Raw genomic sequence first — 16787 nt, forward strand, 5'->3', positions numbered from 1 at the left:
CGCGGTGCCGACCATGCAGACGCGCGCCGATCTTTACCACTATCTCGGCTATCACGCGTACGAGGAAAAGCTCGACGCGCTGTTCGCCGCCAAGAAGTAATCATTCGCCTTTCGAAGCGGGAGAGAACACCATGACTGAAGCAGTGAAGGAAGCGCCGGCCGCCGGCACGTTCAAGCCGAAGAAGTCGGTCGCGCTTTCGGGCGTGACCGCCGGCAACACGGCACTTTGCACGGTGGGCCGCACCGGCAACGACTTGCACTACCGGGGCTACGACATCCTCGACGTCGCCACCACCTGCGAATTCGAGGAAATCGCCTATCTGCTCGTGCACGAAAAGCTGCCGACGGCCACGGAACTTTCGGCCTACAAGCGTAAGTTGAAGGCCCTGCGCGGCTTGCCGGCGAACGTCAAGGCGGCTTTGGAATGGGTGCCGGCCTCGGCGCACCCGATGGACGTGATGCGCACGGGCGTCTCCGTGCTCGGCACGGTGCTGCCCGAGAAAGACGACCACAATATCGCCGGCGCGCGCGATATCGCCGACCGCTTGATGGCCTCGTTCGGCTCGATGCTGCTGTACTGGTACCACTACTCGCACAACGGCCGCCGCATCGAAGTGGAAACGGACGACGACTCGATCGGCGGCCACTTCCTCCATCTGCTGCACGGTACAGCACCGTCGAAGTCGTGGGTCGAGGCGATGCATACGTCGCTGATCCTCTACGCCGAACACGAATTCAACGCCTCGACGTTCACGGGCCGCGTCATCGCCGGCACGGGTTCCGACCTATACTCAGCCATCACGGGCGCCATCGGTGCGCTGCGCGGGCCGAAGCACGGCGGCGCGAACGAAGCCGCGTTCGAGATTCAAACGCGCTACACGACGCCCGACGAAGCCGAAGCCGACATCCGGCGCCGCGTGGAGAACAAGGAAGTCGTGATCGGCTTCGGTCACCCCGTCTACACGATCTCGGACCCGCGCAACAAGGTGATCAAGGACGTCGCGAAGAAGCTCTCGAAGGAGGCCGACGACATGCGCCTGTTCAATATCGCCGAGCGGCTCGAATCGGTGATGTGGGACGCCAAGAAGATGTTCCCGAATCTCGACTGGTTCAGCGCCGTGTCCTATCACATGATGGGCGTGCCCACGGCGATGTTCACGCCGCTGTTCGTGATCTCGCGCACGTCGGGCTGGAGCGCGCACATCATCGAGCAGCGCGTCGACAACAAGATCATTCGCCCCAGCGCAAATTACACGGGGCCGGAGAATCTGAAGTTCGTGCCGATCGGCAAGCGCTGATCGGAAAAGCCGCCCCATGCTTCGCCATCGGGCCCGTGTCGCGGTATCGCGTAGGTGAGGAGACACACCATGAGCACAGACATGTACGAAGCAGGTCTGGACAAGAACGCCGCCAACTTCGCCGCGCTCACGCCGTTGACGTTCATCGAGCGCGCTGCGAGCGTTTATCCGGCTCGCCTTGCCGTAGTGCATGGCGAGATTCGCCGGACCTGGCAGGAGACCTATGCCCGCACGCGGCGGCTCGCATCGGCGCTCGCCGCGCGCGGCATCGGGCTCGGCGACACCGTGGCCGTCATGCTGCCCAACACGCCCGCCATGGTCGAGGCCCACTTCGGCATCCCCATGATCGGCGCCGTGCTCAATACGCTCAACACGCGCCTCGATGCCGCGACGCTCGCTTTCATGCTCGAGCACGGCGAAGCCAAAGCCGTGCTCGTCGATCGCGAGTTTTCCGAGGTCATGCGCGCCGTGCTTGCGCTGGTTGCGCGGCCGATGCTCGTCGTCGATGTCGATGACGCGCTCTACACCGGCCCCGGCGAGCGGATCGGCGAGATCGAATACGAGACACTGCTCGCGGGCGGCGATCCCAAGTTCGCCTGGCAGCCGCCGAGCGACGAATGGAATGCCATCAGCCTGAACTACACGTCCGGCACGACGGGCAATCCGAAAGGCGTCGTCTATCACCACCGGGGCGCCTATACGGCCGCGATCAGCAACATCCTCGAATGGGACATGCCCAAGCACGCCGTGTATCTGTGGACGCTGCCGATGTTCCACTGCAACGGCTGGTGCTTTCCCTGGGCCGTGGCTGCGCGCGCCGGCGTCAACGTCTGCCTGCGCAAGGTCGACGCCCAGGCGATCTTCGACCTCATCCGCGCCGAACGCGTCACGCACTACTGCGGTGCGCCGATCGTACACAACCTGCTCGTCAATGCGCCGGACGCGTTGAAGACCGGCATCGCGCATCGCGTCAACGCGATGGTGGCCGGCGCGGCGCCGCCTGCCGCGCTGATCGAAAGCTTGGAGCGGCTCGGCTTCGAGCTCACGCACGTTTATGGCCTTACGGAAGTGTACGGCCCGGCTTCCGTTTGCCCGCAGCAAGCGTCGTGGCAAGCATTCGACATCGGCGAGCGCGCCCGCTTGAATGCGCGTCAAGGCGTGCGCTATCACCTGCAGGATGGGTGTGCCGTGCTCGATCCCGAAACGATGATGCCCGTGCCGCTCGACGGCGAAACGATCGGCGAAGTCATGTTCCGCGGCAACATCACGATGAAGGGCTATCTGAAGAATCCGGCCGCCACCGAGGAAGCGTTCCGCGGCGGCTGGTTCCATACCGGCGATCTCGGCGTGGCCTACCCCGACGGCTACATTCGCATCAAGGACCGCAGCAAGGACATCATCATCTCGGGCGGGGAGAACATCTCGAGCATCGAGATCGAAGACGTCCTGTATCGGCACCCCGCCGTGATGGCCGCCGCCGTCGTGGCCAAGCCCGACCCGCGCTGGGGCGAAACGCCGTGCGCGTTCGTCGAATTGAAGGCCGGCGCCGCGGTCACGGCCGCGGATCTGATCGCGCACTGCAAGGCGCACCTGGCCGGCTTCAAGGTGCCGCGCGCGATCGAATTCATCGAGCTTCCCAAAACCGCGACCGGCAAGATCCAGAAGTTCGAGTTGCGCAAACTGGCCAAATCCGTTTCCGCGATCGACGCATGACGCTCGATCGCATTCCTCATCACAGTACGCGGTCCGCCGTCCTCGGTTGGGCCGACCTTTGCTCGAAGCACGCACGATGAACACTGAATACCGCAAAGCTTTGCCCGGCACCGGGCTCGACTACTTCGACGCACGGGCCGCCGTGGAAGCCATCCAGAAGGGCGCGTACGCTACGCTGCCCTACACTTCGCGCGTGCACGCGGAGAATCTCGTGCGCCGCTGCGAGCCGTCGCTGCTCACGGATGCGCTGGGGCAATTGATCGAGCGCAAGCGCGACCTCGACTTTCCGTGGTTTCCGGCGCGCGTCGTTTGCCACGACATCCTCGGGCAGACCGCGTTCGTCGATCTCGCCGGGCTGCGCGACGCGATCGCCGAACGCGGCGGCGACCCTTCGCTCGTCAACCCTGTCGTGCCGACGCAGCTCGTCGTCGATCACTCGCTCGCCGTCGAATGCGGCGGCTTCGACAAGGATGCATTCGCGAAGAACCGCGCGATCGAAGACCGGCGCAACGAAGACCGCTTCCACTTCATCGACTGGACCAAGAAGGCATTCAGGAACGTCGACGTCATTCCCCCCGGGAACGGCATCTTGCACCAGATCAATCTCGAGCGCATGAGTCCCGTCGTTCAGGTGCGCGACGGCGTCGCGTTCCCCGACACGCTCGTCGGCACCGATTCCCACACGCCGATGGTCGATGCGCTCGGCGTCATCGCCGTCGGCGTCGGTGGGCTCGAAGCCGAGAGCGTGATGCTCGGCCGCGCCTCGTGGATGCGCCTGCCCGACATCGTCGGCGTCGAGCTGACGGGCGAGCGGCAGCCCGGCATCACGGCCACCGACATCGTGCTGGCGCTGACCGAGTTCCTGCGCAAGGAAAAAGTCGTCTCGGCCTACCTCGAGTTCTACGGCGAAGGCGCCTCCCGCTTGACGCTAGGCGACCGCGCGACGATCTCGAACATGGCACCCGAATTCGGTGCCACGGCGGCGATGTTCTACATCGACGAGCAAACGATCCACTACCTGAAACTGACCGGCCGCGACGACGAACTCGTCTCGCTCGTCGAAACGTATGCGAAGGAAGCCGGACTTTGGGCCGACTCGCTGGCTCACGCGCAATACGAGCGCGTGCTGCGGTTCGATCTGTCGAGCGTCACGCGCAACATCGCGGGCCCATCGAATCCGCACCGCCGCGTGCCGACGACGGAGCTCGCCGCGCGCGGCATCAGCGGCAAGGTCGAAAACGAGCCGGGCAAGATGCCCGACGGAGCCGTCATCATCGCCGCCATCACGAGCTGCACGAACACGAACAATCCGCGCAACATGATCGCGGCGGGCCTGCTCGCGCGCAATGCCAATCGCGCCGGACTCACGCGCAAGCCGTGGGTCAAGAGTTCGCTCGCGCCGGGATCGAAGGCCGTCACGCTGTATCTGGAGGCAGCGGGCCTGATGCCGGAGCTCGAGCGGCTCGGCTTCGGCGTCGTCGCCTACGCATGCACGTCATGCAACGGGATGTCGGGCGCGCTCGATCCCGTGATCCAAAAGGAGATCGTCGAGCGCGACCTGTACGCAACGGCCGTGCTCTCCGGCAACCGTAACTTCGACGGACGCATCCACCCCTACGCGAAGCAGGCGTTCCTCGCGTCGCCGCCGCTCGTCGTCGCCTACGCGATCGCCGGCACGATCCGCTTCGACATCGAACGGGACGCGCTCGGCGTCGACGGCAACGGAAAGCCGATTGCGCTGAAAGACCTTTGGCCGTCGGACGAGGAGATCGACGCCGTCGTTGCATCGAGCGTAAAGCCCGAGCAATTCCGGCGTGTCTACGAGCCGATGTTCGCGCTCGCGGCGCAGCAAGGCGAACGCGCCGAACCGCTCTACGATTGGCGGGAACAAAGCACCTATATTCGCCGCCCGCCCTATTGGGAAGGCGCGCTTGCCGGCGAGCGCACGCTGAGGGACATGCGAGCGCTGGCCGTGCTCGGCGACAACATCACGACCGATCACATCTCGCCGTCGAACGCCATCCTGCGCAGGAGCGCGGCGGGCGAGTACCTCGAAAAGATGGGCCTGCCCGAAGAAGATTTCAACTCGTACGCGACGCACCGCGGCGATCACCTGACGGCACAACGCGCCACGTTCGCCAACCCGACGCTCGCGAACGAGATGGTGCTCGAAAATGGCCAAGTGAAGGCGGGCTCGCTTGCGCGCATCGAACCGGAGGGCAAGGTCACGCGCATGTGGGAAGCGATCGAAACGTACATGGAGCGCAAGCAGCCGCTCATCATCATCGCCGGTGCCGATTACGGTCAGGGCTCGTCGCGCGACTGGGCGGCGAAGGGCGTGCGCCTGGCCGGCGTCGAGGCCATCGTGGCGGAAGGCTTCGAGCGAATCCATCGCACGAACCTCGTGGGCATGGGCGTGCTGCCGCTCGAGTTCAAGCCCGGAACGAATCGTCGAACGCTCGGCGTCGACGGCACGGAGACGTTCGACGTGATCGGCGAGCGCACGCCGCGCGCCGATCTCACGCTCGTCATCCGGCGCCGGAACGGCGAACGCATCGACGTGCCAGTCACTTGCCGGCTCGATACCGCTGAGGAAGTCTCGATCTACGAGGCGGGCGGCGTGCTGCAGCGCTTCGCGCAAGACTTCTTGGAATCTGCCGCGACCGCATGAAGCAAGGCTGCAAGACTACAAGGCTGCAAGACTGCAAGACTCACAGGACGACCAACGCATGAAGCACTCTCCTCAAATCAAGGTGCCAGCCGTCTACATGCGCGGCGGCACGAGCAAAGGCGTGTTTTTTCGGTTGCAGGATCTGCCCGAGGCCGCGCAAGTACCCGGCGCGGCGCGCGATGCATTGCTCATGCGCGTGATCGGCAGCCCGGACCCGTATGGCAAGCAGATCGACGGCATGGGCGGCGCCACGTCGAGCACGAGCAAGACGGTCATCGTTTCGAGGAGCGCGCGGCCTGGCCACGACGTCGATTACTTGTTCGGGCAAGTGGCGATCGATAAAGCGTTCGTCGATTGGAGCGGCAATTGCGGCAACCTCTCGGCCGCCGTCGGCCCGTTCGCCATCGCAAGCGGATTGATCGACCGCGCGCGAATCCCCGACAACGGCATTGCCACCGTGCGCATCTGGCAGGCCAACATCGCCAAAACGATCGTCGCGCACGTGCCGATGACGGACGGTGCCGTGCAGGAAACCGGTGACTTCGAGCTCGACGGCGTCACTTTTCCCGCAGCCGAGGTCGCACTCGAATTCATGGACCCGGCCGCCGACGAAGAAGGGAGCGGCGGCGCGATGTTCCCGACGGGCCGGCCCGTCGACGATCTCGACGTGCCGGGCATCGGAACGCTGAAGGCGACGATGATCAATGCCGGCATTCCGACGATCTTCGTCGAAGCCGAGGCGATCGGCTATCGGGGCACCGAACTGCAAGACGCGATCAACGGCGACGAGAAGGCGCTCTCGATGTTCGAAACGATTCGCGCATACGGCGCGCTGCGCATGGGCCTCATCGAGCGCATCGAAGACATCGGGCAGCGGCAGCATACGCCGAAAGTGGCCTTCGTCGCGAAGCCGGCGGACTACGTTGCGTCGAGCGGCAAACCGGTGCGGGCGGGAGACGTCGATCTGCTCGTGCGCGCGCTGTCGATGGGCAAGCTGCATCACGCGATGATGGGCACCGCGGCCGTCGCGATCGGCACGGCGGCGGCCGTTCCGGGTACGCTCGTCAATCTGGCGGCCGGCGGCGGCGAACGCGAGGCCGTGCGCTTCGGCCATCCGTCGGGAACGCTGCGCGTGGGCGCGCAAGCCGCGCTCGTCGATGGGCAATGGGTCGTCAAGAAAGCGCTGATGAGCCGCAGCGCGCGCGTCCTGATGGAGGGATGGGTGCGCGTGCCGGGTTGATCAACGATCTTGCTCAGCGTGCGCCATCGCAGGTCTCGCGGCTTTGCCGCTCAACAGCAGCGTGACCACCGCCGATACGGCCAACGTTGCGCCGACGAAATACAAGCCCGCGCTATAGCTGCCCGTGCGATGTTTGAGCCAACCGATCACGGCCGGCCCGACGAACCCGCCTAGGTTGCCGATCGAATTGATCATCGCGATGCCCACGGCCGCGCCCGCGCCGGAAAGGAATCGACTCGGCATTGCCCAAAGCGGCGCCTTCGCGGCGCTGATGCCGATGTTGACGACAACGAGCGCAAGCACGATCAGCAATGCCGTATCGGCCTCGCCCGCGAATACGAAGCCGACGCAGGCGAGCGCACAGGGGATGACGACGTGCCAGGTGCGCTCCTTCGTCCGATCGGAATGTCTTGCCCATACGATCATCGCAACCACTGCGGCAACGCTGGGAACGGCATTGAGCAGGCCCGTTTCCATCGCACTGAATCCATACTGTCGAATCATCAGCGGCGCCCACAGGCCGAGCGTGTAAAGCCCTGCCGACGTGCCGAAGTAAATCAGCGCGAGCGCCAGCACGCGCGGGTCGCGCAGCGCCCGCAGGGAGCCGGCCGTATGCCCCGCACGGGACTCGCGTTCTCGCGCCTCATCCTTCATCCGCGCGACGAGCCAATCGCACTCGTCCGCCCGCAACCAACGCGCTTGCGACGGCGTGTCGGTCAGGAATTTCAGCACGACGAAGCCGAGCGCAACGGCGGGGATCGCCTCGATGACATAGAGCCATTGCCAATTGGCGAGTCCCAACATCGCATGCATCTGCATGATCGCGCCGGAGATCGGCGAACCTAGCACCGTCGAGATCGGTGCCGCGGCCATGAACCAGGCGGCCGCGGTGGCGCGCTGCCTGTTCGGAAACCAAAGACTCAGATAAAGAATGATCCCCGGGAAAAATCCGGCCTCGGCCGCCCCCAGCAGAAAGCGGAGGGCATAGAAGCTATTCGGCCCGACCGCGAAAGCGGAAGCTGCCGACACGATGCCCCAAGTGATCATCACGCGCGCAATCCAGATGCGTGCTCCCACGCGGTGAAGAATCCAGTTCGACGGCACCTCGAACAGAAAGTAGCCGATGAAGAACAGGCCCCCGCCCAAGCCGAACGAGGTCGACGACAAGCCGATGGCCTTATTCATCGTCATCGCCGCGAAGCCCACGTTGACTCGATCCAGGAAGCTCACGAAGTACAACAGCATCACGAATGGAATGATGCGCCAAGCGAGCTTACGCGTTACCCGCGATTCGATGTCCGAATGCATGTGTCTCCTCCATCGAGGCTAGGCGGCACGCGGTTCGTCCCGGTTGCCGCTCTCGTATTGGTACAACGATAGGAATGGAACCGCCCCGCCCTCAGGCTGCAGCCTCTTCCTTCTGCAAGAGTGCGCAGACAGCGGCAGTCACCTGCTCCGTCCCGGCCGTTCCGCCGAGATCGCGCGTGTGCAGCGCCGGGTTGGCCGTCACTTGCTCGATAGCGGCCATTACGCGTGCCGCCGCGTCCGCTTCGCCCAAGTGCTCGAGCAGCATCACGACCGACCAGAACGTGCCGATCGGGTTGGCCAAGCCTTTGCCCATGATGTCGAACGCGGAGCCGTGAATCGGCTCGAACATCGACGGATAGCGTCGCTCCGGGTCGATATTGCCGGTCGGCGCGATGCCGAGGCTGCCGGCCAGCGCCGCGGCGAGATCGCTGAGGATATCGGCGTGCAAGTTCGTGGCGACGATCGTATCGAGCGTTGCGGGGCGATTGACCATGCGGGCCGTCGCGGCATCGACGAGTTCCTTGTCCCATGTGACATCGGGAAACTCCTGCGCGACTTGATGGGCGATCTCGTCCCACATGACCATCGCGTGGCGTTGCGCGTTGCTCTTCGTAATCACGGTCAGCAACTTGCGCGGACGCGACTGCGCGAGCCGGAAAGCGAACCGCATGATGCGCTCGACGCCGGCGCGGGTGAGGATCGACACGTCGGTCGCGGCTTCGAGCGGGTGACCTTGGTGCACACGGCCGCCCACGCCCGAATATTCTCCCTCGGAGTTCTCGCGCACGATCACCCAATTCAACTCCCCAGCCGCGCAGCGCTTCAGCGGCGCGTCGATGCCGGGAAGAATGCGCGTGGGACGCACATTCGCATATTGATCGAGGCCCTGGCAAATCTTCAGGCGCAAACCCCAGAGCGTAACGTGATCGGGCACGTCGGGATCCCCGGCGGAGCCGAACAGGATCGCATCGCGGCCGCGCAGTTGATCGAGGCCGCGCTCGGGCATCATCACGCCGTGCGCGCGGTAATAGTCGGCGCCCCAATCGAAGTTCTCGAACTCGAATGCGAAACGGTCCGTCGTCTCGGCAAGCGCTTCCAACACCGCCCTTCCCGCCGGCACGACTTCCTTGCCGATGCCGTCGCCGGGAATGGTCGCAATGCGATAGGTCTTCATATTTCCGTCCGCGAAGTGGATGATTCGTCGACGCACTCTATCGAATTGGGAGTTCAAGAATCGGTGCTAGACTCAAAGCGCCTTTAACTTCAATTCACAAGTCAGCCGTGACGGACGCCGTCCAACCTGCCGATCTGGGTTTCTTCTCGACCCTTGCTGCATCGGGCAGCCTGAGCGCCGCGGCTCGGGAGCTGGGACTGACGCCGGCCGCCGTCAGCAAGCGGCTCTCGCAGATGGAAGAGCGCGCGGGCGTGCCGCTCGTCAATCGCACGACGCGCCGAATGATGTTGACGCCCGAAGGCGAGGTCTATCTCGAGCACGCGCGCCGTATCCTCGACGAAATCGACGAGTTGGGTGAGCTGCTCGGCGGGTCGCAGCGGAGTCCGACAGGGTTGTTGCGCGTCAACGCGACGTTGGGTTTCGGGCGCAGCCATGTCGGGCCCGTGATATCGCGCTTCGTCGCGCAGTATCCGCAGGTTTCGGTGCAGCTTCAGCTCTCGGTGGCCCCCCCGCCGATCAGCGACGATACGTTCGACGTATGCGTGCGCTTCGGCGAACCGCCCGATAGCCGCGTGATCGCAAGACGCCTCGCCCCGAATCGGCGGCTCCTATGCGCCGCACCGGCCTATGTCGCTCGACGCGGCTTGCCCGCAACGCCGCGTGATCTCGCCAACCACAACTGCATCGGCATTCGTCAAGGCGACGAACCTTACGGCGTCTGGCGGCTTTCGAACCCGCGCGGCGCCGCACGCCAAACCGAGGTCGTGCGCATCAACGGAAATCTGACGACGAACGATGGCGAGATCGCCGTCAAGTGGGCGCTCGACGGACATGGCATCCTCATGCGTGCGGAGTGGGACGTCAAAGAGTATCTCGCCGACGGGCGCCTCGTTGCCATCCTGCCCGGCTACGATACGCCCGGCGCGGATATCTACGCGGTCTATGCCCAGCGCCATCAACTGTCGGCGCGAATCCGCGCGTTCGTCGATTTCTTGGCAGTCGAGCTCGCGAAACACGAAAGGTAGCGTAGGGTGCGGTAGGCTAGCGACCTCGAATGACGTCGGAGCGCGACGTGGTGTAGACGTGCCCCGACGCATCGAAATGCACGTTGAAGAACGCATCCCCCGAAGGCCCGCCTTCCTGCCACTTCCAACTCCACACCGTTTCGGGCTTCAATCGATAAACGGCCACCTCGCCCGGCTTGCCGAGCAGTTGCCGCACCTCGTCCTGCGTCATGCCGATGCGCACCCTCGCGAAGTTTTGCGCGGTCAGCACCTGTCTGACGGCAACGAGCTTGCCGTGCGCATCGACGTCGACCATATAAGTGGTCGTGCCCTGCGGCCCGCGCGGATACTCGAGACGCTTGCCGCCATCCGGCAACGCACGCTCGGTTTCGGGCTGCCCCATTTGGTCGCGAATCTGCGCCTCGGTCGTCACGCCGGGCGTGAGCCCACGCAGCAAGAGCGAGTCGGGCTTGATCGCATTGAGAAAGGCCTTCAATTTTCCCATCGCTTGTTCGTATTCACGGTCGTCGCAGCCGGTCAGCGCCAACGACGCGCTCAGGCCGGCGACGAGGGCCAGCAGTTTGATCGAGTTCTTCATCTCGCAGGAACGATTCGTACTGCCGCAAGCATAACGCAGCTCGACGCATGGAATCCGAACGAAAGTCGTCGCGTGCTCTTTCACTCCTTTAAGCCTCGCTTAAGGAACCTGCGATCGATCACGCAAACGAAGTCGAGACGATTTTGTTTCGTCACACCGCTTACGTTTTGTCACCAGAGCAGGGTCAACTCGCGTCGTCTTCACAGCGTTAAACCGGCAGCGCTGAGCTCTTTCAGCCGCCCTACATAGGAGTCACACATGAAGACGATGTTTGCTGCCCTCGCTTCCGCCCTGCTCGTTTCGACGGCCTTTGCACAAACCACCGCCGCACCGGCGGCCACCACCAACGCCAACGCAACGGCATCGACGCAAGCAGGCCAGGCCGATCTGAAGGCCGGCACCGCGGCACAGAACGGCTCCCTGAAGGCGGGTACGTCCGCCACCGAAGCCAGCACCATGAACGAAAAGGCGGCGACGGCAGGCCACGCTGTGAAGAAGCCGGCCCCGCATGCGAAGAAGACGCACGCGCACAAGATGAGCAAGAAGAAGGAAAACACCGCTGCCGGCGCCGACAAGACGACCGCACCCGCGAAGGCCGACATCAAGGCCGATACGAAGACCGACGCTGCCACCAAGACGCAATAAGCGACGAGATCGGTCATCGGCCTATTCAGCCTGCTGTCCCAGGCGCTGAATAGGCCGTTCGAGGCGAGCCTTCGGCCCGCCTCTTTTTGCGGGCGTCCTAAACCCCGCGTGTCATGCAAGGCGCTCGTCGCGGCGAGACAGATCGAGCGAGTCGGGAAAATCGGGAAAATAAAAAATAGCGGGCCGCGTCCAAGACGCGCCCGCCCAAGTACGACGAGGAGTTCCGATCAGAACGAATGCCGCATGCCGATGCGCACGTCGGCCTGCGTCGACGTGGTCGACGGCGTAAAGCTGTACCCGATGACGGCATCGACGCCGCTGGAAGCCTTCAAGTAATCGCCGGAGATGTACACGTCCGTGCGCTTCGAGAGCAAGTAATGGAGGCCTGCCGACACCTGATTCCAATGGTGGCCTTCGAAATGCGTGTACTGGTACCCGCCGTTCAAGCTCAGCGCCGGCGTGACGAACCATGACGCGCCGCCCTCTCCCACCTGCATGTGCGACGATTGCCCGAACGCCTTGATCGTCGTATAGGAATAGTTGCCCATCAATGTGACGGGACCCAGCGCGTAGCTCGCTCCAACGCCGAACGTCCCTTGCTTGTCCACGGGGAACGCGGTGCTCGAAAACAGATCGGTGATCGCCCCCGTCGTTGGGTCGACACTCACGGTGGGCCGACCGAGAAACGTTCGAGCGCCGATCATGGCGTAGGGATCGAATGCATAAATGCCGTTCGGGTTGTTCAACTGCGTATAAGCCGCCCCCATCGTAAAAGCGCCGTGCGCGTAATGCGCACCCAAGCTGTATGCGCTGTTCTGATGGAAATTCCCAGCGACGTTGCCGAATGACCACATTCCGCCGAATTTGAATCCGTCGATATCGTTCGACATGAACTTCACCGAGTTCGGCAGACGATCGCCGTTGAATCGATCGAAGTCGCCCTGGTGAATCGCATATCCGCTTCCCCACGCGGAGACGTTGTACAAGAACACCATCTCTTCGGTCATGTCGAGCTGATCGCCGAACGATACGGTGCCCCAACGGCTCGAGAGCCCGACGTAAGCCTGCCGACCGAACTCGGCGCCGCCGAACGTCAGCCTGCCCGTACCGAGCCGGAACCCGCTCTCCAACGCGAAGACGGCCGACAACCCGTTGCCGAGATCCTCCTTGCCTTTGATGCCCCAGCGGTTGCCGTACGAGACGCCGTCGTCGAATCTGACGGCATGGGAACCGCCCGCATTGCTGACGTAGGTAATACCGCCGTCGAGAATGCCATACAGCGTGACGCTGCTTTGAGCGTGGGCGAGGACGGGCAGACTGGCGAGCGCCAGCGCCACGCCCGACCGAATCGGGGTGCGAAATGCTTTCATCATGAGGGTCTCGTTGTGTGGTGCCGGTATGAATCTATGCGTAGGTGACGAAGGTAGGGGCCGATAGGGAACCCGCGGCTGTCAGTGACCGGCAAGCGCGCTGGTCACCGCCTGCAGGCCATTCGCTCCGCTCGCCGTCGTGACGCCGTCGAGCCAGGGGCCGAGCAACTGCGGGTTGGCTTTCAGCGCGTCGCGTGCCGCGGTATTCACGTTGATTTTGTTTTGCAGCACGTTCGCGATGATCTTGTTTTCGAGGTCGACGTTGAACGTCATTTGCTTGAATAGCCGGCCCACGTTGCCGCACTGGTTCGCATACCCCGTTCTCGTCACCGTGTTCACCGTCGCGCCGCCATAATTCGGGCCGAAATACGCATCGCCGCCCGACAGGTACGTCAGGTGAAATTCGGTGTTCATCAAATGCGGCTCCCATGCGAGAAACACGATCCACTTCTTGTCCCGCACCGCTCGCCCCACCTGCGTGAGCATCCCCGTCTCGCTCGATGCGACGAGCTTCCAATCGCCGAGCCCGAAGGCTTTGTCGCCGATCATCTTCGAGATGTTCTGGTTCGCTGGCGCGCCCGGTTCGATGCCGTAGATCCTATCGCCGAACTTGTCGCCGTATTTCGCCAGATCCGCGAACGTATGCACGCCGGCCGCGGCCACATAGTCAGGCACCGCCAGCGTGAATTTGGCATTCGTCAGGTTGGCGTGCAACACGTCGATCGAATGGCTCTCGACGAACGGTTTCACGAGCGGCCCTTGCGCCGGCATCCAATTGCCGAGAAACACGTCGACTTGCCCTTTCTTCAACCCCTCGTACGTGATCGGCACCGATAAGTTATCCACCTTCTGGTGATATCCGAGCGCACTCAACACCACGCCCGCCATCGCATTCGTTGCGTCGATGTCCGTCCATCCCGGATCGGCCATCCTGACTTGCATGCAGCTTTCCGGCTCCGCGGCGAGCGGCGCCGTCCAAGGTGCGATGGTGGCCGCCGACAACAGCGCGGCGGCCCAGCGCAGGGACTTCTGGTGCGTGCTTCGGTTCATTTCCCACTCCTGTGTGGTAACGCTACTTGTCGTTCGATTGGTTCAACTAATTCGGCGATCATCGCGGCCGCTCGTTCACTCTCGTGCGACGCGCGGAAAGCGCGCCATCGCTTCGAGGGTATCGAGCTCGATGTGATTGCGCATGTATCGCTGGCTCGCATCGTTGAACGGCTGCCAGTCCCACGATTGAATGCGTCCCTGCGTCGTCGCGGCATAGTGGAAGCGCCGGCGCCGTTGGCTCGCGATCACCTCGCGATGCAGCGCCGCAAGGTCCCACCGCTGCAGAACCTCGGCACGAAACGCCTCGACGGTCTGCGCATGCGCAGGGTCGCTCGCGAGATTGGTCAACTCTTGCGGATCGGCTTCGAGATCGAACAATTGATCGGGGTCGGCCGGCGTGTGAATGAATTTGTGCGGTCCGCGGCGAATCATGACCATCGGGGCCACCGCCCCTTCGGCAAGATATTCGCCGAACGTTTCGTCGTAGCCGCCATCGCCTTGCAAATGCGGCACGAGGCTGTGGCCGTCGACCGGATCGGGCCAGGCCTCCTCCTCCTTGCCCGTCGCGAGTTCGACGAGCGTGGGCAACAGATCGATCGTCGATACCGAGGCTTTGACGCGGCGCGGTGCGAACGCTTTCGGAGCATGCACGATCAGCGGCACGCGGGCCGCGTTTTCGAAGAACGTCATCTTGTACCAGAGCCCGCGCTCGCCGAGCATGTCGCCGTGGTCGGACGTGACGACGACGATCGTGTCGTCGGCCAATCCGGCCGCATGCAGCGTGTCGAGGATCGCCCCGAACTGCGCGTCGACGTACGACAGCGCGCCGTAGTAAGCGCGGCGTGCGTTGCGCACCTGCTGTTGCGTCGGCGGCGTGCGGTCGTTCTCGCTGACGTGGCGTAGCCGCTTGGAATGCGGATCGCTCTCATCGAAGCTCAGCGTGGTGCGCGGCAAGTCGATCTCTTCGTCGCGATAGAGGTCCCAATACTCGGACGGAATCGCATAAGGATCGTGCGGATGCGTCAACGACGCCACGACGCAAAAGGGGCGCACGTCGCTGCCTGCCTGCCGTTCGCGTGCGATGTCGTAGAGCTTTTGCCGCACGGTGAAGGTCACTTCATCGTCGAAATCGAGCTGATTCGTGCGCACGCATGGGCCGGCATCGAGCACCGAACTCATGTTGTGGTACCAGCTCGGCCGGACTTCGGGTTGTTCCCAATCCGGCACCCATCCGAAATCGGCCGGGTAAATGTCCGTCGTCAAACGCTCTTCGAAGCCGTGCAGTTGATCCGGACCGCAGAAGTGCATTTTGCCCGACAGCACCGTTCGGTATCCCGCGGCACGCAAGTAGTGCGCAAACGTCAACGTCTGCGCCGGCAATTCGGCCGCGTTATCGTAAGCGCCGATCTTCGACGGCAGTTTTCCGGCCATGAAGGCGAAGCGCGACGGCCCGCAAAGCGGGCTGGCGCAATAGGCCGAGTCGAACACCACGCCTTCGCGGGCCAGCGCGTCGATGCGAGGCGTCTTCGACACCGTATTGCCGTAGGCGCGCAGCGACGTGGGCGTCATCTGGTCGGCCATCAGAACGAGGATATTTTTTCCGGTGTTGGGCTTCATGAAAATCGATGGTTACAATGCGTGAGAGTCGTCGGTACGTTGCCGGCCTTTGCGCGATCGCTCGTGGCCGCTGTGCATGACGTCAATATGTCGACCCAGAATTCACGTGTGAAGACGGTCGCCGTTTATAGCCCCATAAGGCACGCTTATGTCTGACCAGGACCGTTTGCCGCCGCTGCAGATGCTGTCGGTGTTCGAGTCGGCGGCTCGGTTGACGAGCTTCACGGCGGCTGCGCGCGAGCTCGGGTCGACGCAGCCGGCCGTGAGCCAGCGCATCGTGCAACTGGAGGCGGAGCTCGGCGCGCCGCTGTTCGAGCGCGGGCACCGCGGCGTCGCGCTGACGGCCGAAGGCCAGCGCCTTTACGAAGCCGTGCGCCAAAGCATGGCGACGATACGCGACGCGGTGGCCGAGATCCGCGCCGCACGCGCCAAGGGCGCATTGACGATCGTCACCGATGCGGGGTTCGCGACGTACTGGCTCGTGCCTCGGCTCATGGACTTGCGGCGCCTCTTGCCCGACATCAACGTGAAAGTCGTGACGTCCCAGCTCGCGTTCGATCCGCGCCGCGATCACGCCGACGTAGCCATCGCATTCGGCGATGGCGATTGGGCGCCGTGCACGGCGACGCGCTTGTTCCCCGAGGAAGTCGTTCCCGTTTGCTCGCCGAAGTTCCGCGAGGCGCATCCGGGCGTGACCGAACCGGCCGATCTCTATTCGGTGCCTTTGCTGCACGTCCAGCCGACCGAACCGGAGCGCTGGCTCGGCTGGAATGGCTGGTTCGCGGCGCACGGTCTCAATGCGCCGCCCGATCAGCACGGGTCGACGTTCAACAGCTACGCGCTCGTCATGAACGCCGCGCTCACGCATCAGGGCGTCGCACTGGGATGGCGGCCGCTCGTCGATGAGTTGATCGCCTGCGAGCAACTGGTGACGCTATTCGACGAGCCGGTGACGACACCGCGCGGTTATTTCTTGGTCTGCCCACCGGCACGCCCCGAGACGCCGGCGGCGCCGGCTTTCCGGCGGTGGCTGTTCGCGGCGTGCGCGGCAAGCGCGGCCGCGGCGGCAACGTAGCGGCTCGGCTCCCGCACGGCGCCT

General features: G+C 63.8%; 13 protein-coding genes and 1 pseudogene. 8 read left to right on the forward strand and 6 right to left on the reverse strand.

The window, feature by feature from the left end; all coding sequences use genetic code 11:
• From prpB to prpF, 5 genes and pseudogenes are all read left to right on the forward strand, one after another.
• Positions 1-100: pseudogene (gene prpB, locus ACTHNZ_RS15445) on the forward strand (methylisocitrate lyase); the annotation flags it as partial.
• A gap of 31 nt (positions 101-131) precedes the next feature.
• On the forward strand, positions 132-1298 hold the full coding sequence (gene prpC / locus ACTHNZ_RS15450; RefSeq protein ID WP_440543394.1) for a bifunctional 2-methylcitrate synthase/citrate synthase: 1167 nt from the start codon (positions 132-134) through the stop codon (positions 1296-1298).
• A gap of 69 nt (positions 1299-1367) precedes the next feature.
• A complete protein-coding gene (locus tag ACTHNZ_RS15455) occupies positions 1368-3011 on the forward strand; it encodes an acyl-CoA synthetase (RefSeq protein ID WP_440543395.1) in 1644 nt (547 codons plus the stop codon).
• A gap of 76 nt (positions 3012-3087) precedes the next feature.
• Entirely contained in the window at positions 3088-5682 is a 2595-nt protein-coding gene (gene acnD, locus ACTHNZ_RS15460; RefSeq protein WP_440543396.1) for a Fe/S-dependent 2-methylisocitrate dehydratase AcnD, read from the forward strand.
• Between the two features lie 58 nt (positions 5683-5740).
• Positions 5741-6922: a 2-methylaconitate cis-trans isomerase PrpF gene (gene prpF, locus ACTHNZ_RS15465; RefSeq protein ID WP_440543397.1), complete on the forward strand. Its 1182-nt coding sequence runs from the start codon at positions 5741-5743 to the stop codon at positions 6920-6922.
• Here the strand turns inward: prpF and ACTHNZ_RS15470 are convergent, their stop codons facing one another.
• Both ACTHNZ_RS15470 and ACTHNZ_RS15475 read right to left on the reverse strand, forming a co-directional pair.
• Positions 6923-8230: an MFS transporter gene (locus ACTHNZ_RS15470; protein ID WP_440543398.1), complete on the reverse strand. Its 1308-nt coding sequence runs from the start codon at positions 8228-8230 to the stop codon at positions 6923-6925.
• A 91-nt stretch (positions 8231-8321) separates the two neighbouring features.
• Positions 8322-9404 (reverse strand): tartrate dehydrogenase, encoded by a 1083-nt coding sequence (locus ACTHNZ_RS15475; protein ID WP_440543399.1) that lies wholly within the window; start codon positions 9402-9404, stop codon positions 8322-8324.
• 107 nt (positions 9405-9511) lie between these two features.
• On the opposite strand from ACTHNZ_RS15475, the gene ACTHNZ_RS15480 reads away from it, so the two are divergent.
• Entirely contained in the window at positions 9512-10429 is a 918-nt protein-coding gene (locus tag ACTHNZ_RS15480; protein WP_440543400.1) for a LysR family transcriptional regulator, read from the forward strand.
• Between the two features lie 16 nt (positions 10430-10445).
• On the opposite strand, the gene ACTHNZ_RS15485 is transcribed toward ACTHNZ_RS15480, so the two are convergent.
• A complete protein-coding gene (locus ACTHNZ_RS15485; protein ID WP_440543401.1) occupies positions 10446-11006 on the reverse strand; it encodes a hypothetical protein in 561 nt (186 codons plus the stop codon).
• 258 nt (positions 11007-11264) lie between these two features.
• Here ACTHNZ_RS15485 and ACTHNZ_RS15490 point away from each other — a divergent pair, with 258 nt between their 5' ends.
• Positions 11265-11651: a hypothetical protein gene (locus ACTHNZ_RS15490; RefSeq protein WP_440543403.1), complete on the forward strand. Its 387-nt coding sequence runs from the start codon at positions 11265-11267 to the stop codon at positions 11649-11651.
• 227 nt (positions 11652-11878) lie between these two features.
• On the opposite strand, the gene ACTHNZ_RS15495 is transcribed toward ACTHNZ_RS15490, so the two are convergent.
• From ACTHNZ_RS15495 to betC, 3 genes are all read right to left on the reverse strand, one after another.
• A complete protein-coding gene (locus ACTHNZ_RS15495; protein ID WP_440543454.1) occupies positions 11879-13021 on the reverse strand; it encodes a porin in 1143 nt (380 codons plus the stop codon).
• A gap of 81 nt (positions 13022-13102) precedes the next feature.
• Positions 13103-14071: a choline ABC transporter substrate-binding protein gene (locus tag ACTHNZ_RS15500; RefSeq protein WP_440543404.1), complete on the reverse strand. Its 969-nt coding sequence runs from the start codon at positions 14069-14071 to the stop codon at positions 13103-13105.
• A gap of 75 nt (positions 14072-14146) precedes the next feature.
• The gene (betC, locus tag ACTHNZ_RS15505) at positions 14147-15688 is read right to left on the reverse strand and encodes a choline-sulfatase (protein WP_440543405.1); all 1542 of its coding nucleotides are present in this window, start codon (positions 15686-15688) and stop codon (positions 14147-14149) included.
• Between the two features lie 148 nt (positions 15689-15836).
• Here betC and ACTHNZ_RS15510 point away from each other — a divergent pair, with 148 nt between their 5' ends.
• Positions 15837-16763, forward strand: coding sequence for a choline sulfate utilization transcriptional regulator (locus tag ACTHNZ_RS15510; RefSeq protein ID WP_440543406.1), 927 nt, complete (start codon positions 15837-15839; stop codon positions 16761-16763).
• Positions 16764-16787 lie beyond the last annotated feature (24 nt).

Origin of the sequence: Trinickia sp. (assembly GCF_051953955.1) — a bacterium.
Classification (GTDB): domain Bacteria; phylum Pseudomonadota; class Gammaproteobacteria; order Burkholderiales; family Burkholderiaceae; genus Trinickia.

Coding starts and splice junctions, on each gene's coding strand:
- ACTHNZ_RS15485 (WP_440543401.1), bottom strand. CDS start 11,006: ATGAAGAACTCGATCAAACTGCTGGCCCTCGTCGCCGGCCTGAGCGCG.
- ACTHNZ_RS15510 (WP_440543406.1), top strand. CDS start 15,837: ATGTCTGACCAGGACCGTTTGCCGCCGCTGCAGATGCTGTCGGTGTTC.
- ACTHNZ_RS15490 (WP_440543403.1), top strand. CDS start 11,265: ATGAAGACGATGTTTGCTGCCCTCGCTTCCGCCCTGCTCGTTTCGACG.
- prpF (WP_440543397.1), top strand. CDS start 5,741: ATGAAGCACTCTCCTCAAATCAAGGTGCCAGCCGTCTACATGCGCGGC.
- prpC (WP_440543394.1), top strand. CDS start 132: ATGACTGAAGCAGTGAAGGAAGCGCCGGCCGCCGGCACGTTCAAGCCG.
- ACTHNZ_RS15455 (WP_440543395.1), top strand. CDS start 1,368: ATGAGCACAGACATGTACGAAGCAGGTCTGGACAAGAACGCCGCCAAC.
- ACTHNZ_RS15495 (WP_440543454.1), bottom strand. CDS start 13,021: ATGAAAGCATTTCGCACCCCGATTCGGTCGGGCGTGGCGCTGGCGCTC.
- betC (WP_440543405.1), bottom strand. CDS start 15,688: ATGAAGCCCAACACCGGAAAAAATATCCTCGTTCTGATGGCCGACCAG.
- acnD (WP_440543396.1), top strand. CDS start 3,088: ATGAACACTGAATACCGCAAAGCTTTGCCCGGCACCGGGCTCGACTAC.
- ACTHNZ_RS15500 (WP_440543404.1), bottom strand. CDS start 14,071: ATGAACCGAAGCACGCACCAGAAGTCCCTGCGCTGGGCCGCCGCGCTG.
- ACTHNZ_RS15475 (WP_440543399.1), bottom strand. CDS start 9,404: ATGAAGACCTATCGCATTGCGACCATTCCCGGCGACGGCATCGGCAAG.
- ACTHNZ_RS15470 (WP_440543398.1), bottom strand. CDS start 8,230: ATGCATTCGGACATCGAATCGCGGGTAACGCGTAAGCTCGCTTGGCGC.